16 protein-coding genes are annotated in these 16613 nt (G+C 60.2%); 13 read left to right on the top strand and 3 right to left on the bottom strand.

The annotated features are described in order from the left end of the window. Positions 1-4: 4 nt before the first annotated feature. The 5 genes from ACQUTD_RS01300 to ACQUTD_RS01280 all read left to right on the top strand — a co-directional run bounded on the left by ACQUTD_RS01300 (position 5) and on the right by ACQUTD_RS01280 (position 2568). Entirely contained in the window at positions 5-1210 is a 1206-nt protein-coding gene (locus ACQUTD_RS01300; protein ID WP_072569857.1) for a PP2C family protein-serine/threonine phosphatase, read from the top strand. After that, positions 1210-1554 carry an STAS domain-containing protein gene (locus ACQUTD_RS01295; RefSeq protein ID WP_318373515.1) on the top strand — a complete coding sequence of 115 codons (345 nt, stop codon included), beginning with the start codon at positions 1210-1212 and terminating at the stop codon, positions 1552-1554. Before ACQUTD_RS01300 ends, ACQUTD_RS01295 begins: the two co-directional genes overlap by 1 nt. Beyond that, the gene (locus ACQUTD_RS01290) at positions 1544-1957 is read left to right on the top strand and encodes an ATP-binding protein (RefSeq protein ID WP_473274675.1); all 414 of its coding nucleotides are present in this window, start codon (positions 1544-1546) and stop codon (positions 1955-1957) included. The genes ACQUTD_RS01295 and ACQUTD_RS01290 overlap by 11 nt, the downstream gene beginning before the upstream one ends. Before the next feature lie 96 nt (positions 1958-2053). Then, positions 2054-2296 (top strand): (4Fe-4S)-binding protein, encoded by a 243-nt coding sequence (locus ACQUTD_RS01285; protein ID WP_473274677.1) that lies wholly within the window; start codon positions 2054-2056, stop codon positions 2294-2296. Further along, positions 2296-2568, top strand: a complete 273-nt coding sequence (locus tag ACQUTD_RS01280) for a GNAT family N-acetyltransferase (RefSeq protein ID WP_072569866.1) — start codon at positions 2296-2298, stop codon at positions 2566-2568. Before ACQUTD_RS01285 ends, ACQUTD_RS01280 begins: the two co-directional genes overlap by 1 nt. An 82-nt stretch (positions 2569-2650) precedes the next feature. Here the strand turns inward: ACQUTD_RS01280 and ACQUTD_RS01275 are convergent, their stop codons facing one another. Both ACQUTD_RS01275 and ACQUTD_RS01270 read right to left on the bottom strand, forming a co-directional pair. Then, positions 2651-2950: a helix-turn-helix domain-containing protein gene (locus ACQUTD_RS01275; RefSeq protein WP_072569867.1), complete on the bottom strand. Its 300-nt coding sequence runs from the start codon at positions 2948-2950 to the stop codon at positions 2651-2653. Further along, positions 2937-3305 (bottom strand): type II toxin-antitoxin system RelE/ParE family toxin, encoded by a 369-nt coding sequence (locus tag ACQUTD_RS01270; RefSeq protein WP_473274678.1) that lies wholly within the window; start codon positions 3303-3305, stop codon positions 2937-2939. The genes ACQUTD_RS01275 and ACQUTD_RS01270 overlap by 14 nt, the downstream gene beginning before the upstream one ends. 354 nt (positions 3306-3659) lie before the next feature. Here ACQUTD_RS01270 and atzF point away from each other — a divergent pair, with 354 nt between their 5' ends. The 8 genes from atzF to urtE all read left to right on the top strand — a co-directional run bounded on the left by atzF (position 3660) and on the right by urtE (position 15308). Then, complete coding sequence (gene atzF, locus ACQUTD_RS01265) at positions 3660-5462, top strand: allophanate hydrolase (protein ID WP_473274680.1); 1803 nt, start codon at positions 3660-3662, stop codon at positions 5460-5462. After that, complete coding sequence (gene uca / locus ACQUTD_RS01260; RefSeq protein ID WP_473274683.1) at positions 5455-9066, top strand: urea carboxylase; 3612 nt, start codon at positions 5455-5457, stop codon at positions 9064-9066. Before atzF ends, uca begins: the two co-directional genes overlap by 8 nt. 4 nt (positions 9067-9070) lie before the next feature. Further along, positions 9071-9781 carry a GntR family transcriptional regulator gene (locus tag ACQUTD_RS01255; protein ID WP_412175866.1) on the top strand — a complete coding sequence of 237 codons (711 nt, stop codon included), beginning with the start codon at positions 9071-9073 and terminating at the stop codon, positions 9779-9781. A gap of 41 nt (positions 9782-9822) precedes the next feature. After that, positions 9823-11094 (top strand): urea ABC transporter substrate-binding protein, encoded by a 1272-nt coding sequence (gene urtA, locus ACQUTD_RS01250; RefSeq protein WP_473274685.1) that lies wholly within the window; start codon positions 9823-9825, stop codon positions 11092-11094. Positions 11095-11172: 78 nt separating this feature from the next. After that, positions 11173-12747, top strand: a complete 1575-nt coding sequence (gene urtB / locus ACQUTD_RS01245; RefSeq protein WP_473274698.1) for an urea ABC transporter permease subunit UrtB — start codon at positions 11173-11175, stop codon at positions 12745-12747. Further along, a complete protein-coding gene (gene urtC, locus ACQUTD_RS01240; RefSeq protein ID WP_473274686.1) occupies positions 12747-13823 on the top strand; it encodes an urea ABC transporter permease subunit UrtC in 1077 nt (358 codons plus the stop codon). Before urtB ends, urtC begins: the two co-directional genes overlap by 1 nt. After that, a complete protein-coding gene (gene urtD / locus ACQUTD_RS01235) occupies positions 13816-14607 on the top strand; it encodes an urea ABC transporter ATP-binding protein UrtD (protein WP_473274688.1) in 792 nt (263 codons plus the stop codon). Before urtC ends, urtD begins: the two co-directional genes overlap by 8 nt. A 2-nt stretch (positions 14608-14609) precedes the next feature. Next, positions 14610-15308, top strand: coding sequence for an urea ABC transporter ATP-binding subunit UrtE (urtE, locus tag ACQUTD_RS01230; RefSeq protein WP_072569874.1), 699 nt, complete (start codon positions 14610-14612; stop codon positions 15306-15308). A 98-nt stretch (positions 15309-15406) separates the two neighbouring features. Here the strand turns inward: urtE and ACQUTD_RS01225 are convergent, their stop codons facing one another. After that, positions 15407-16600 carry an alcohol dehydrogenase catalytic domain-containing protein gene (locus ACQUTD_RS01225; RefSeq protein WP_473276761.1) on the bottom strand — a complete coding sequence of 398 codons (1194 nt, stop codon included), beginning with the start codon at positions 16598-16600 and terminating at the stop codon, positions 15407-15409. Positions 16601-16613: the final 13 nt, after the last annotated feature.

The raw sequence follows: 16613 nt of genomic DNA, 5'->3' as shown, positions 1-16613 counted from the left end.
TACCATGTCGCCACAACAGGTTCTGGTTGTTGAAGATTCACCGGTTTACCGTCGTCTGCTGGTGCGGATGCTGGCCCAGTGGGGCTATGCGGTGAGCGAGGCGGAAAACGGCATCGCTGCGCTGCATATTCTGGAAACCCAGCCGGTGAGCATGGTGATCAGCGACTGGGAAATGCCGGAGATGGATGGCCTGACGCTGTGCCGGGAGATCCGTAGCCGCCAGTTTGGTCACTATATTTATGTCATCCTGCTCACCGCGCGGGAAAATACCGGCGATGTGACCCTCGGCTTTGATGCGGGCGCGGATGATTTTCTCAGTAAGCCCGTCGAGCAGGCAGAGCTGCGGGCGCGGCTGCACGCCGGGGCGCGTATTCTGACGCTGGAGGCGACGCTGGCGGCGCACAACACGCGGCTTAGCGAAGCGCTGCGGCAGATTGAGCTGGATCTGGAAGCGGCGGCGCGTATTCAGCACTCGGTACTGCCGTCCCACCAGTTGCGCTATCAGGATTTTTTTTCCGACTGGCTGTTTTTGCCCTCGGCCTGGGTGTCCGGGGATATTTTCAACGTCTTTCCCCTGGATAACCATCTGGCGTTTTACTGCGTCGATGTTTCGGGCCATGGCGTCGGCGCGGCCATGATGTCCCTTGCCGTTGCGCGCCAGTTTCTGCATGGCCGGGCAGTGGAGCGCTTCTTATTTGCCGATAATGGCGAGGTGGCATCCCCCGCCGATGTGGTGCAGATCCTCAACAGCCGTTTTTGCAGCGAAGAGGCAGAGATCATGAGCTATTTCACGATGATTTATGGCGTCATCGATCTCGACAGCGGCCAGGGACGGCTGTGCCAGGCCGGGCACCCGACGCCCTTTATCATCACTCCGAACGGCGACGCGCGCGCCGTGGGCAACGGCGGCGCGCCTGTAGGCTTAATGCCCGATCTCAGCTGGGAGGACGTGCACTTCTCGCTGGCTGCGGGCGAGCGGCTGTGCCTGTTCAGCGATGGTATTACCGAATGCGAGGATCCGACCGGCACGCAGTTCGGCCCGCAATCTTTACAACACTGGCTGCAAAGCCACACAACTTTGCCGCTGGACGAACTGCTGGCGCAGTTTGGTCAACATTTGATCCGCTGGCGCAACGGTGAAGGCGATGGCGATAACGCGATGGCCGACGATGTTTCACTGCTGCTGATCGAGCGAAAAGGAGAAGCGTAATGCACATTGATACTGAACGACATCTGAACATGAATATCCTCACCCCCTCAATCCGCCGCCTCGACGCCTCCGTTGCCGCGGCCTTCAAAGAGGCGATCATGCGGGAAGTGGGGGAAGATCGTAAGGCGCTGATCATGGATTTCAGCAAAATTGATTTTATCGACAGTAGCGGCCTCGGCACCCTGGTGTCGCTGATGAAAATGATGAACGGCAGGGGAGAAATGGCGCTGTGCAGCATGAACGCCGGGATCCGCAATATGTTTACCCTCACGCGTATGGATCGTATTTTTCGTATCTGCCCCGATCGCGCGGCGGCCGTCGAGCAGCTGAACCATGGCGGATAAACAGCGTTTTGCGGCGTCGCTCCGCTCGCTTACGCCGCTGGCCGGGTGGCTGGCAAACCATATGGCGGAATTGCCGGTGCAGGAGGAGTGGCAGTTCGCCCTTGATTTAGCCGCCTGCGAGGCGGCCACCAATATCATTCGTTATGCCCTGCACGAGGACGACAGCCGATCCTTTAGCGCCGAATTTACCGCCACGGACGAAGAGGTCTGCCTGCGCTTTACCGACAGCGGCGACGCCATGCCTGACGGGCTGATTGAGGCGGCGCGCGCGACAGACTTTGCGGAGATGTCGCCGCTGATGGAAAGCGGCCGCGGGCTGAAGCTGATCCTGCTGTGCGTCGATACTTTCGATTACGCGCGCGAGGCAGACCGCAATGTCACCACGCTGGTAAAAAAGGTGTAAGGCCGTGAATAATTATGCGGCCGCCCCGTAGTCACCACGCCTTCATATCGGTATGCTAAATTCGCCCCCAAAAAAATAACATACCGAGCCAATGTCATGGATAAAGCACTCCTGGATGCGGGCTACCGCCTCTACAGCGGTCAGCAAATAGATGTCTATTTCAATACCGCACTCTGTCAGCATGCCGGAAAGTGCGTACGCGGCAGCGCGGCGCTTTTCGATCTGAAACGCAAACCCTGGATCATGCCGGATGAAGTGGATGCGGCAACGGTCACACGCATTATCGACACCTGCCCGAGCGGTGCACTTCAGTACCGCCAGAAAAAAGAGAGCAAATAATGGAAATCCTTGAAGGCCATAATAAATTTTATGTGAATAATGCCGACGGCGAGCAGATCGCGGAAATCGTTTTTGTCCCGACCGGCGAGCATTTAAGCATTATCGAACATACCGATGTCGACCCGAGCCTGAAAGGTCAGGGCGTCGGCAAACAGCTGGTGGCGCGCGTGGTTGAAAAAATGCGTCAGGAAGAGCGAAAAATTATCCCGCTTTGCCCGTTTGCCAAACATGAGTTTGATAATACCCGCGAGTATGACGATATCCGCGCCTGATAGTACGCATGTGAGTATGCAATGCGAAGTCATCGGCGTCTGAATATATAAAGCCCGCATAATGCGGGCTCTTAAATTTCAGTTACAGGTTAAGCGCAATTCGCTTACCGTCTGGCAGGGTAACATCTAACGTTAACTCTCCGCCCAGCGCCGTAACATAGCGCTTGAGTGTAGAAAGTTTCGGGTCATTATCGATCTTCTCCATCTTAACGACAGAAGGCTGGCTTACGCCCAGCGCGGCGGCGAGTTGTGTCTGCGAGACGTTTAGCTCTTCGCGCAGTTTCGCTAAGGTAATTTCCTGACGTATTTCAGCGGCACGCGCCTTTATGCGATCACGGCTTTCTGGAGAGCGTTTAGCCATCATTTCTTTAAGCGTCGCCATTTTCTTTAACCTCCGGTGATTTCAGATGCGATTTGAACTCAGCATCGGCAATCTTAATCATACGTTTATAGAAGATTTTATCCGTTTCACTTTTCTTATCTGCCGCGCATAACACAATCGCTTTTCGCTGCGGATCAAATGCGAAGAATGCCCGGAATGGATGCCCCGCAACCTGTACGCGAAGTTCCTTCATGTTCTGGTATTGCGATCCCTTGATCTGGTCTACCTGTGGTCGTCCTAAGTGTGGACCATCCTCTTCGAGAATGACGAAGTGGGCTAAAATTTCTTCCTGTACTTCCTCGGTCTGTTCCTCAAACCACCTATCAAACAGCTTTCGCGTAATGATTTCCCACACCAATTTCCTTATCTCCTATAACCTGCGGGTTATAAAATTTTATAACCCACAGGTTATAATGGCAAGTGGTTTCCCATAAAATAGCCTCCTTTAAAGATTTATAATGATTCTCATGAATGCATTCCCGATATTTAGTAAAAAGCCATAACATTATTATCTGATGGCCTTTTCTTTTATTGATTATTCCTCTGACCCTCTGCACTGCGCTGGTACAAATATGTTCAACGGTAGTGCAGCGCCATCGTAAATATATTCCCGATATATACAAATAAATCAAATTAATCATTGAGTTAACTTTCTGGCACGGCAGTTGCTATCTGGATTTCATCTTGTATACCAACAGGGATCCAGAACATGACAGCAATGACAGGAAATACGTTGTCGGCATGGCAACAGCATATCCACCAGCATAGCGATGACATATTTTCACTCCTTGAGGCGTATGCCGGATCCCTGGCGTCGGAAGATAACGCCTGGATCGCCATTGCCAGCGCTGCGCAGATCCGCGAGCAGCTCGACGCCTTATTGCCACAGTACCAGCAGGACCCGGACGCGCTGCCGTTATTCGGCATTCCGTTTGCGGTGAAAGACAATATTGATGTCGCGGGCTGGTCGACCACCGCCGCCTGTCCGGCCTTCGCTTACCCTGCTGAGCGCGATGCCTTCGCGGTGGCAAAACTCAAAGCGGCAGGCGCGATCGTCATCGGCAAAACCAACCTCGACCAGTTCGCCACCGGGCTGGTGGGCACGCGCTCACCCTATGGCGCGGTGAGCAATACTTTTAACGCGGATTACGTCAGCGGCGGCTCCAGTTCCGGCTCGGCATCGGTGGTGGCGCGTGGTCTGGTGCCGTTCGCGCTGGGTACTGATACCGCCGGATCCGGGCGCGTCCCTGCGGCCTTTAACAATATCGTTGGTCTGAAGCCCACCAAAGGCTGGCTCTCCGCTCAGGGCGTGGTGCCTGCCTGTCGGCTGAACGACACGCTGTCGGTCTTCGCCCTGACGGTGGAGGACGCCTTTTATATCACCACTCTTGCCGCTGGCCACGACGCCGGGGATGCCTACTCCCGCGTCCATCCGGCCACCGCGCCTGCCGCCATTTCACAAAATCCGCTGTTTGCCATCCCGGCAACCCTGACCTTTTTTGACGACGCGCAGGCACAAGCCGCGTGGGAACAGGCGCTGGCCGCGCTGCGCGAAAGCGGCGCTACCCTGAAGCCGATTGATTTTTCAGCCTTCACCCGTCTCGCAGAACAGCTGTATCAGGGGCCATGGGTGGCGGAGCGTACCGCCGCTGTTGGTGAAATGCTGGATCACCCGGCGCAAATGGATCCCACCGTGCACGGGATTATTTCCGGGGGCCTGAAATTCAGCGCCGTGGAAGCGTTTCAGGCGGAATACCTGCGCGCGGAACTGGCGCAGCAGATTAACGCCGCCCTGCGTGAGGTGGATGCGCTGGTGGTGCCGACCTCGCCGACCATTCACACCATCGATGAGATGAAGCAGGAGCCGGTGCGCTTTAACTCGCAGTTTGGTACCTACACCAACTTTACCAATCTGGCGGATCTTTCCGCGCTGGCGCTGCCTGCGCCGTTCCGCGCAGACGGCTTACCGGCAGGGATCACGCTTATCGCCCCGGCCTGGCACGATCGCGCCCTGGCGGATTTCGGCGTGCGCTGGCAACAGCAGCTGGCGCTGCCGCTGGGGGCGACGGGGCGGGATTTCACGCCGTCCTGCACGCCGCTGCCGGTGTCGGCGCAGCATGTGCGCGTGGCGGTGGTTGGCGCGCATCTGCGCGGTATGCCGCTCAATTTCCAGCTGACTACCCGCCGGGCGGTCTTTGTGGAAGCCACGCAAACGGCGGCCTGCTACCGCTTGTATGCGCTGGCAAACACTCAGCCGCAGAAACCGGGTCTTGCCCGCGCGGATGAGGGGGCGGCCATTGAGGTGGAGCTGTGGGACATCCCGCTGGCCCGCTTCGGTGAATTCGTCGCGGAGATCCCGCCGCCGCTCGGCATCGGCACGCTGGAGCTGAGCGATGGCCGTCTGGTGAAAGGCTTTATCTGTGAACCGGCAGCGCTACCTGATGCCACGAACATTACCGCATTCGGAGGCTGGCGCAACTGGATCGCCCGCCAGGAGACCCGCCATGTTTAATACCGTGCTTATCGCTAACCGCGGCGAAATTGCCTGCCGCGCCATCCGCACCCTGAAGCGCCTCGGCATCACCAGTGTGGCGGTATACTCCGACGCGGATAAAAACGCCGAACACGTCAAACAGGCGGATGTGGCATTGCCGCTCGGCGGTGAAAAGGCCAGCGACAGCTATCTGCGCATCGACAACATCATTGCCGCCGCGCAGGAGAGCGGGGCGCAGGCCATCTGGCCGGGCTACGGTTTTCTCTCTGAAAGCCTGGCGTTTGCCGCCGCCTGCGACAGCGCCGGGATCGTCTTTATCGGCCCGACCGCAGAGCAGATCGGCGAGTTCGGCCTCAAGCATCGCGCCCGTGAGCTGGCCGCCGCCGCAGGCGTGCCGATGACGCCGGGCACCGGTCTGCTCAATACTCTGCCGGAGGCGCTTAACGCCGCGGAGTTGATCGGCTATCCGGTGATGCTGAAAAGCACCGCGGGCGGCGGCGGCATCGGCCTGACGCGCTGCGCCGACGACGAGGCGCTGGCACAGGCCTGGGAAAGCGTGCGCCGTCTGGGAGAGCAGTTCTTCAGCGACGCGGGGGTATTCCTTGAACGCTGCATCGATCGCGCGCGCCATATCGAAGTACAGATTTTTGGCGACGGGCAGGGCAACGTGGTGGCCCTCGGCGAGCGCGACTGCTCCCTGCAACGCCGCAATCAGAAAGTGGTGGAGGAGACGCCCGCGCCGCATCTGCCGCCCGCCACCCGCGAGGCGCTGCTGAACGCCGCCGTACAGCTGGGGAAACAGGTTAACTACCGCAGCGCCGGGACGGTGGAGTTTATCTACGACAGTGCGCAGGACGCCTTCTATTTCCTCGAAGTGAACACCCGCTTACAGGTGGAGCATCCGGTAACCGAGTGCGTTACCGGGCTGGATCTGGTGGAGTGCATGCTGCGGGTCGCCGCCGGAGAGTCCATCGACTGGGCTCGGCTGGCGCAGGCCCCGCAGGGCGCGGCCATTGAAGTGCGCATCTATGCCGAAAACCCGCTGAAAAACTTCCAGCCCAGCCCCGGCGTGCTGACCGAAGTGGTGTTCCCGCCGGACGTGCGCATTGATACTGGCGTCATCACCGGCAGCGAGGTGTCAGCGTTTTACGATCCGATGATCGCCAAACTGATTGTCCATGCGCCAACCCGCGAAGCGGCGCTGGCAAAACTTCAGCAGGCGCTGAACGCCACGCGTCTGCACGGCATCGCCACCAACCTCGATTATCTGCGGCAGATCACCGCCAGCGACGCCTTCGTGGACGGCAACGTCTGGACGCGAATGCTCGACAGCGTGACGGTGGAGAGCGCGGTGATTGAAGTGCTGCAACCGGGCACCTGGAGCAGCGTGCAGGACTATCCGGGACGTCTCGGATACTGGGACATCGGCGTGCCGCCGTCCGGCCCGATGGATGATTTTGCCTTCCGGCTGGCGAACCGCATTGTCGGCAACCACGACGCGGCGGCGGGGCTGGAGTTTACCCTGCAGGGCCCGGTGCTGCGTTTTCACACCGCGTCGGTGATCGCCCTGACCGGCGCGGACTGCCAGGCTACCCTGGACGGCGAGACCGTTCCCCTGTGGCAGCCGGTAACGGTGCAGGCGGGGCAGACGCTGGCGCTGGGCCGGGCGCAGAGCGGTTGTCGCGGTTATCTGGCGGTTCGCAACGGCATCGACGTGCCGGAATATCTCGGCAGCCGTTCCACCTTCGCGCTGGGGCAGTTTGGTGGTCATGCCGGGCGCACGCTCAGCGTGGCGGATCTGCTGCCCATTTCCCGTCCGGCGCTGATCGCCTGCACCACCCCCGCGCCGGTGAGCGAGCCGCAGGCGCTGTCGCCGGTACTGATCCCAACCTATGGTGATGAGTGGCGCATCGGCGTGCTTTACGGCCCGCACGGCGCGCCGGATTTCTTCACCCAGGCGTCCATCGACGACTTCTTTGCCAGCGAATGGCAGGTGCATTACAACTCCAACCGGCTTGGCGTGCGGCTGGTGGGGCCAAAACCCGGCTGGGCGCGGCCCAACGGCGGCGAGGCCGGGCTGCATCCCTCTAACGTGCATGACTGTGAATACGCTATTGGCGCGATCAACTTTACCGGCGATTTCCCGGTGATCCTCACCCGTGACGGGCCAAGCCTCGGCGGTTTTGTCTGCCCGGTGACCATCGCCAAAGCCGAGCTGTGGAAAGTGGGCCAGGTGAAGCCCGGCGACCGCATCCGTTTCTACCCGATGAGTATTGAGGAAGCGGTGGCGCGGGAGAACGCCATGGATCGCATTATCGATTCGCTGCAAACCAGCCCGCTGGCCGCCTTTGAGGTGCCGTCCCTGGCGGAGCGCAACGGCGTCTCCGCGGCGGCGCTGGTGTCGCTTCCGGCATCCGCCGGTGCGCCGGCCATTGTCTATCGCCAGGCGGGGGATAACTACATCCTCATCGAGTACGGCGATAACGTGCTGGATCTGGCGCTGCGTCTGCGCGTGCACCTGATCATGGCGCAACTGCGTGAGCTGTCGCATCCGGGCATTAAAGAGCTGTCGCCGGGCGTGCGCTCCTTACAGGTGCGTTACGACAGCAAGCTTATCAGCCAGCAGGCGCTGGTGGCGCTGTTGCTGGAAACCGAATCGCGCACCGGCGATGTCAGCCAGATGAAAGTGCCGTCGCGCATCGTGCATCTGCCGATGGCCTTTGAAGATCGCGCCACCCTCGATGCCGTCAGCCGCTATCAGGATACGGTACGCGCCAGCGCCCCCTGGCTGCCGAACAACGTCGATTTTATTCAGCGCATTAATGGTCTTGAAAGCCGCGAGGCGGTGAAGGAGACGATTTTTGACGCCAGCTATCTGATCCTCGGCCTGGGCGATGTATACCTCGGCGCGCCCTGCGCGGTGCCCGTCGATCCCCGTCACCGGCTGTTAAGTTCCAAATACAACCCGGCGCGCACCTTTACCGCCGAAGGCACGGTGGGCATCGGCGGCATGTACATGTGCATCTACGGCATGGACTCCCCCGGCGGTTATCAGCTGGTGGGTCGTACGCTGCCGATCTGGAACAAGTTCCTGAAAAACGACCAGTTCAGCGCCGGCGAACCCTGGCTGCTGCGCTTCTTCGACCAGGTGCGTTTCTACCCGGTCAGCGAAGAAGAGCTGGATCGGCTGCGGGAGGATTTCCGCGAAGGCCGCGCCACCGTGCGCATTGAAGAAACGGTGTTCGATTTCCCGGCGCATCTGCAATTCCTGGATGATAACGCCGACGACATCGCCCGTTTCCGTGAGCATCAGGCCGCCGCTTTTGAGACGGAAGTGGAGCGCTGGCAGCTGGACGATGACAGCAGCCAGGAGATCGCGCCGGTGGCAGAGGACGCGATCGACGAGGACGCGCAGCCGGTAATGGCCGACATGAGCGGCAATATCTGGAAAGTGCTGGTGCAGCCGGGCGACGAGGTGACGGCCGGACAGCCGCTGGTCATCGTCGAGGCGATGAAAATGGAGCTGGCGATTGTCGCGCCGCAGGCGGGGCGCGTGAAGCGTCTCGGCTGTAAGCCTGGCCGTCCGGTCAATCCCGGCGACAGCCTGCTGTGGCTGGAGTAGCACGATGCAAATGGCGGCGAGCGGTAAAAACGACAAAACGCGCAGCGCGGGGCTGGCGGAACGCATCTATCAGGCGCTGAAAAACGAGATTTTCGATTTCCGCCTGATGCCCGGCGAGCATTTCAGCGAAAGCGAGATTTCCGCCCGTATGTCCGCCAGCCGCACGCCGGTGCGTCAGGCGCTGTTCTGGCTGGAGCACGAAGGCTATGTGCAGGTGTATTCCCGCAGCGGCTGGCAGGTGCGGCCTTTTGATTTCACCTACTACGAAGCGCTGTATGACTTTCGCATCGTGCTGGAGCGGGAAGCGGTGCGCCGCCTGTGCGGCATGCCGCCGGGGCTCTGTTCAGAGCATCTCGCGCCGCTCACGGCTTTCTGGATCGCCGCGCCGCGTATGACGCCGGGCAAGGCGCTGTCGCTGATGGACGAACAGTTTCACACCACGCTGGTGCAGAGCACCGGCAACAGCGAAATGGTGCGGGTGCACGTCGAGCTGACGGAGAAGATGCGCATTATCCGTCACCTGGATTTCACCCGCGAGGATCGCGTCGAGGCGACCTACAACGAGCACGCCCGCATTTTGCAGGCCATCGAAGATCAGAACACCGGGGAGGCGCAACAGCTGCTGACCGGACATATTTCCCAAAGCAAAGCCGAGGTCAGAAAAATCACACTACACATGCTCCAGCAGGCCAGTTTGCAACCCGTTTCACCGTAGTCAACAACAACACTCACTCAATACCATTTAGGGGTTTAGTCATGAAAAGACGTTCGTTGCTGAAAGCATTTGCCCTGTCCGCCACCTTTTTGAGCATGGGCTTTTCTCTACAGGCACACGCAGCAGAGACGATTAAAGTGGGGATCATGCACTCCCTTTCCGGGACCATGGCGATCTCTGAAACACCGCTGAAAGACATGGCGCTGATGACCATCGCCGAGATCAACACCAAAGGCGGCGTGCTGGGTAAACAGCTGGAGCCGGTGGTGGTCGATCCCGCCTCCAACTGGCCGCTGTTCGCGGAAAAAGCCCGTCAGTTACTGAGCCAGGATAAAGCGGCGGTGGTGTTTGGCTGCTGGACCTCGGTATCGCGTAAATCCGTGCTGCCGGTATTTGAGGAGCTGAACGGGCTGCTGTTCTACCCGGTGCAGTATGAGGGCGAAGAGATGTCGCCGAACGTCTTCTACACCGGTGCAGCGCCGAACCAGCAGGCGATCCCGGCGGTGGAGTACATGATGAGCGAAGACGGCGGCAGCGCGAAACGCTTCTTCCTGCTCGGCACCGATTACGTCTATCCGCGCACCACCAACAAGATCCTGCGCGCCTTCCTGCACAGCAAAGGCGTGAAGGATCAGGACATCGAAGAGGTCTATACGCCGTTCGGTTACAGCGATTACCAGACCATTGTCTCCAACATCAAAAAATTCTCGGCCGGTGGCAAAACGGCGGTGATCTCCACCATCAACGGCGACTCCAACGTGCCGTTCTATAAAGAGCTGGCAAACCAGGGCATCAAGGCGACGGACGTGCCGGTGGTGGCCTTCTCGGTGGGTGAAGAAGAGCTGCGCGGGATCGACGCCAAACCGCTGGTCGGGCATCTGGCGGCGTGGAACTATTTTGAATCGGTCAGCAATCCGGTGAACACCAAATTTGTCGCCGATTACCGGGCGTATGCCAAAGCGCACAAGCTGCCGAACGCCGATACCGTGGTGACCAACGATCCGATGGAAGCGACCTACGTCGGCATTCATATGTGGGCGCAGGCGGTGGAAAAAGCAGGCACCACCGATGTGGATAAAGTGCGCGCGGCCATGGCCAACCAGTCATTCGCCGCGCCGAGCGGCTTCACCCTGACCATGGACGCCACCAACCATCACCTGCACAAACCGGTGATGATTGGCGAAATCGAAGATAACGGTCAGTTCAACGTGGTGTGGCAGACGGAGCAGGCGGTTCGCGCCCAGCCGTGGAGCCCGTTCATTGCCGGTAACGACAAAAAGCCGGATCACCCGGTGAAAACCGGCGGTAAGTAATTCCCGCAGGGCAGAGGCGTGGGGCGGCAGACGCGGCCCCACGCTGTGGCTGAACTCACCCGGAAAGACAGTGACATGATGAAAATATTCCCGGCTTTGGGCTTTCTTCTTTTAAGCGGTCTGCTGATGGCAAGCCACGCATACGCCGGGCCTGCCGCTGAGTACGGTCAGGCCAGCCGCGCGCAGCAGATCCAGTTGCTCCAGCAGTGGGCCGCCGCGCCTGAAGCTTCACGCCTGCCGTTTCTGCAAACGCTTAATGAGGCGGAAGTGGTGACGGATACGCGCGGTCAGCTGTTTACGCCAGCGGGTGACAAATTTATTCCGCTGGAAGGCGATGCCGCCCCGGTGGGCAGCGTCAAAAAAATCTTCCTTAATAACCGCCTGCGCGGGCTGATCAAAAGCGCGCTGGCCTCGCATCAACTGGTCAGCCCCGATGACGCCGTGCGGCTTCAGGCGGCGCTGACGTTACAGGCTAATGCTCAGGCCGATCAGCTGCCGCTGCTCAGCGCGCGCCTGGCCGCCGAACAGGATGATCGGGTGCATACCGCGCTGGCGATTGCGGTGGCGAATTTACAACTGGCGGACAGCCGGGCGGAAAAACGCCTGGAAGCGGTGAAACTGCTGGGTGAAGCCAGCGATCCGCAGGTGCAGGCCAGCCTGATGCGCCTGACGGATCCGCAGGCGGAGCCGGATCCGGCGGTGCGTGCCGCCGCGGCGGAAAGTCTGGCGCAGGTGCAGCAGCGCCTGAAGTGGGGCGAGTGGCTGGGGCAGGCGTTCAGCGGCATTTCGCTGGGATCGATCCTGCTGCTGGCGGCTTTGGGGCTGGCGATCACCTATGGCCTGCTGGGGGTGATCAATATGGCCCACGGCGAGATGCTGATGATCGGCGCGTACTCCACCTGGCTGGTGCAGGATCTCTTTTCGCGCGTGGCCCCGGAGTGGCTGGCGTTCTACCCGCTGGCGGCGCTGCCGGTGGCCTTCCTGATCACCGCCGCGGTGGGCATGATCCTTGAGCGTACCATTATCCGCCACCTCTATGGACGACCGCTGGAAACCCTGCTCGCCACCTGGGGGATCAGCCTGATGCTGATCCAGTGCGTGCGCATGCTGTTTGGTACGCAAAATCTCGAAGTGGCCAACCCGGCCTGGCTCTCCGGCGGCTGGGCGGTACTGCCGAATCTGGTGCTGCCGTACAACCGGCTGGCGGTGATCCTCTTTGTGGCGGGCGTGCTGACCCTTACCTGGCTGCTGCTCAATAAAACCCGTCTCGGCATGAACGTGCGGGCGGTGACGCAAAACCGCCGTATGGCGGACTGCTGCGGCGTGCCGACCGGACGGGTGGACATGCTGGCCTTCGGCCTGGGTTCCGGCATCGCCGGGCTGGGGGGCGTGGCCTTATCGCAGCTGGGCAACGTTGGCCCGGAACTGGGGCAGGGTTACATCATCGACTCTTTCCTGGTGGTGGTCACCGGCGGCGTCGGCCAGCTGGCGGGCACGGTGGTGGCCGCGCTGGGGCTGGGCGTGCTCAACAAAGTGCTGGAGCCGCAAACCGGCGCGGTGCTGGCGAAAATCGCCATTCTGGTCCTGATCGTGCTGTTTATCCAGAAACGGCCGCAGGGGTTATTTGCATTCAAAGGGCGGGTAATTGACTGATGAGCCAACCGATAACGCTGACCCTGGCCCGACGCGCGCCACGCCTGACCGGCTTTTTTACCGGGCTGCTGTTACTGGCGCTGCTGGCGCTGCCGTTTCTGGCTTTGCTGCCCGCAAATCATCCGCTGGCGATCTCCACTTATACGCTGACGCTGATCGGCAAGATCCTCTGCTATGCGGTGGTCGCGGTAGCGCTGGATCTGGTGTGGGGCTACGCCGGGATGCTGTCGCTCGGGCACGGGCTGTTTTTCGCCCTCGGCGGCTACGCCATGGGTATGTACCTGATGCGTCAGGCCGCCGGCGACGGGCTGCCTGCCTTTATGTCGTTTCTGTCGTGGACGGAGCTGCCCTGGTTCTGGGCGGGCACGCAGTATTTTGCCTGGGCGCTGTGCCTGGTGATCCTCGTGCCGGGGCTGCTGGCGCTGGTGTTCGGCTGGTTCGCCTTCCGCTCGCGCATTAAAGACGTCTACTTTTCAATTATGACCCAGGCGCTGACCTATGCCGGAATGCTGCTGTTTTTCCGCAACGAAACCGGCTTTGGCGGCAACAATGGTTTTACCGGTTTTACCACCATGCTGGGCTTTCCGGTCTCCGCCACCGGCACGCGCATCGGGCTGTTTATCGCCACCGTGCTGTTGCTGGCGGGCACGCTGCTGGTGGGCGTGCTGTTAACCCGCAGCAAGTTTGGCCGCGTGCTGACGGCGGTGCGCGATGCGGAGAACCGCCTGATGTTCTGCGGCTACGATCCGCGCGGCTTTAAGCTGTTCGTCTGGACGCTGTCGGCGGTGCTGTGCGGGCTGGCGGGGGCGCTCTATGTGCCGCAGGTGGGCATTATTAATCCCGGCGAAATGTCACCGACCAACTCCATCGAAGCGGCGATCTGGGTGGCGCTGGGCGGGCGCGGATCGCTGATCGGCCCGATCCTCGGCGCGGGGATCGTCAACGGCGCGCGCAGCTGGTTTACCGTGGCCTTCCCGGACTTCTGGCTCTTTTTCCTCGGCCTGATGTTTATTCTGGTCACGCTGTTTTTGCCGCGTGGCGTTATCGGCCTTATTCAACGGAGGAAGCATGACTGATGCGCTCTTTACCCAGCCGCTGCCGCAGGATCGCTTTCGGGAAACCACCGATCCGGTATTGCAGCTGGAAAAAATCAACGTCACCTTTGACGGTTTCCGGGCGCTGACGGATCTGTCGCTGTCCATTGGCGTCGGCGAGCTGCGCTGTGTGATCGGCCCCAACGGGGCAGGGAAAACCACGCTGATGGACGTGATCACCGGCAAGACGCGGCCGCAGAGCGGACAGGTGTTTTACGATCAGACCATCAGCCTGCTGGAACTGTCGCCGGTGGAGATCGCCCGGGCGGGCATTGGCCGTAAATTCCAGAAACCGACGGTGTTTGAAGCGCTGAGCGTGCTGGAAAATCTGGAGATTGCGCAGAAAACCGATAAATCGGTGTGGCACAGCCTGCGGGCGAAGCTGAACGGCGAGCAGCGCGATCGCATTGATGAAGTGATGGAGCTGCTGCGTCTGACCGGGCAGAAACAGCGCCCGGCGGGTCTGCTCTCCCACGGACAAAAACAGTTTCTGGAGATCGGCATGCTGCTGGTGCAGGAGCCGCATTTACTGCTGCTCGATGAACCCGCCGCCGGCCTTACGGATGCGGAAACCGAATATATCGCCGGGGTGTTCCGCAAGCTTGCGGGCAAGCATTCGCTGATGGTGGTGGAGCACGATATGGGCTTTGTGGAAACCATAGCCGATCACGTGACCGTGCTGCATCAGGGGCAGGTGCTGGCAGAAGGCTCGCTCGCGCAGGTGCAGGCGAATGAGCAGGTTATCGACGTTTATCTGGGGCGCTGATCATGTTGCAGGTTAAAGAGTTACAGCAGTATTACGGCGGCAGTCATATTCTGCGCGGCTTATCCTTTGACACCCCGCCCGGCGAGATCACCTGTTTGCTGGGGCGCAACGGCGTGGGTAAAACCACGCTGCTGAAATGCCTGATGGGGCTGATCCCGGCGAAATCCGGCACCATTCACTGGCAGGGCAAGCTGATTAACAATGCGAAGCCGCACCAGCGCGTTCAGCAGGGCATCGCCTATGTGCCGCAGGGACGGGAAATTTTTCCGCGTCTGACGGTGGAGGAAAACCTGCTGATGGGGCTGTCGCGCTTTTCCGGCCGCGACGCGAAAAGCGTGCCGGAGGAGATTTATGCGCTGTTCCCGGTGCTGCGGGAGATGAAGCAGCGGCGGGGCGGTGATCTTTCCGGCGGTCAGCAACAGCAGCTGGCGATCGGCCGGGCGCTGGCGTGCCGTCCACAGCTGTTGATCCTGGATGAGCCGACCGAGGGCATCCAGCCGTCGGTGATCAAGGAGATCGGCGCGGTGATCCGCGGCCTGGCGAACCGGGGCGATATGGCGATATTACTGGTGGAGCAGTTTTACGATTTCGCCGCTGAGCTGGCGGATAATTATCTGGTGATGTCACGCGGGGCGATTATTCAGGCAGGGAAGGGGCATGAGATGGAAGCGCAGGGGGTACGGCATCTGGTGGCGATTTAGTTTTGTGGGGTGGTGCCGGGTGGCGCGTTGCTTGCCGGGCCTACGGTCAATACCTGTAGGCCGGGTAAGCGCCAGCGCCACCCGGCACAACAGTTACATCACAATGTCGCATTCCCGGCATGCATCCCCGGCACCAGGATCACCTTGCGGCACTCCTCCTGGCGTTTCTCGAAGATCTCATAGCCGCGCGCCGCATCTTCCAGCGGCATATGGTGGGTGACGATCTCTTCCGGCGTCAGATGGCCTTTTTCAATCAGCGCCAACAGGTCCGGCAGGTACGCGTGGACATGCGTCTGACCCATTTTAAAGGTCAGCCCTTTGTCGAACGCATCGCCAAACATAAAGGCGTGAATAAAGCCCGCATAGACGCCCGGCACGCTGAGCACGCCACCGCGACGTACCGCCGCGATACCCTGACGCAGCACTTTACCGCTGCTGCCTTCCAGCTTCAGATTGCTCAGTACCGTTTCGGTCAGGCTGCCTTTGGCTTCAAAGCCTACGGCGTCGATCACTGCATCCACGCCACGATGACCTGCGGTGTGCTCAATGATGTAGGCCGCCGGATCGTCATTATCGTCGAAGTTGATCGGCACGATGCCATAGCGCTGTTTGGCAAACTCCAGCCGGTAGTCGTTATGGTCGATCATAAAGATCAGCTCCGCGCCCATCAGACGGGCACAGGCGGCGCTCAGTAAACCGACCGGACCGGCGCCAAAGATCGCCACGCTGGAGCCTTGCTTAACATCCGCGTTTTTCACCGCCTGCCAGGCGGTAGGCAGAATATCTGACAGGAACAGCACTTTCTCATCCGGCAGCGTGTCCGGTACTTTGAACGGGCCGACGTTGGCCTTAGGTACGCGCACGTACTCGGCCTGACCGCCGGGAACGCCGCCGTAAAGTTTGCTGTAGCCAAAGAGCGCGGCGGGCGGCGTAATGGATTTACGGTTTAAGGTGGCGCCGCCGCCGCTGTTGGTGTTTTCACACGCGGAATACTGGTGCATATGACAGAAAAAGCAGTCACCGCAGGCGATCACAAAGGGGATCACCACGCGATCGCCTTTCGCGACGGCATGCACATCTTTCCCCGTCTCGACCACTTCCCCCATAAATTCATGACCGAAAATATCGCCATGATCGGTGCCGGGGATCTTCCCGCGATAGAGGTGAAGATCCGAACCGCAGATCGCGGTGGCGGTAACGCGCAGGATAATGTCGTCCGCCGCTTCGATACTCGGATCGGGCATGGTATCGACACTGACTTTATGCGGGCCGTGATAGGTGAGTGCTTTCATTATTGTTTGCTCC

This window comes from Enterobacter sp. K510, assembly GCF_055804875.1.
This window is presented reverse-complemented; position numbering and strand designations above follow the sequence as displayed.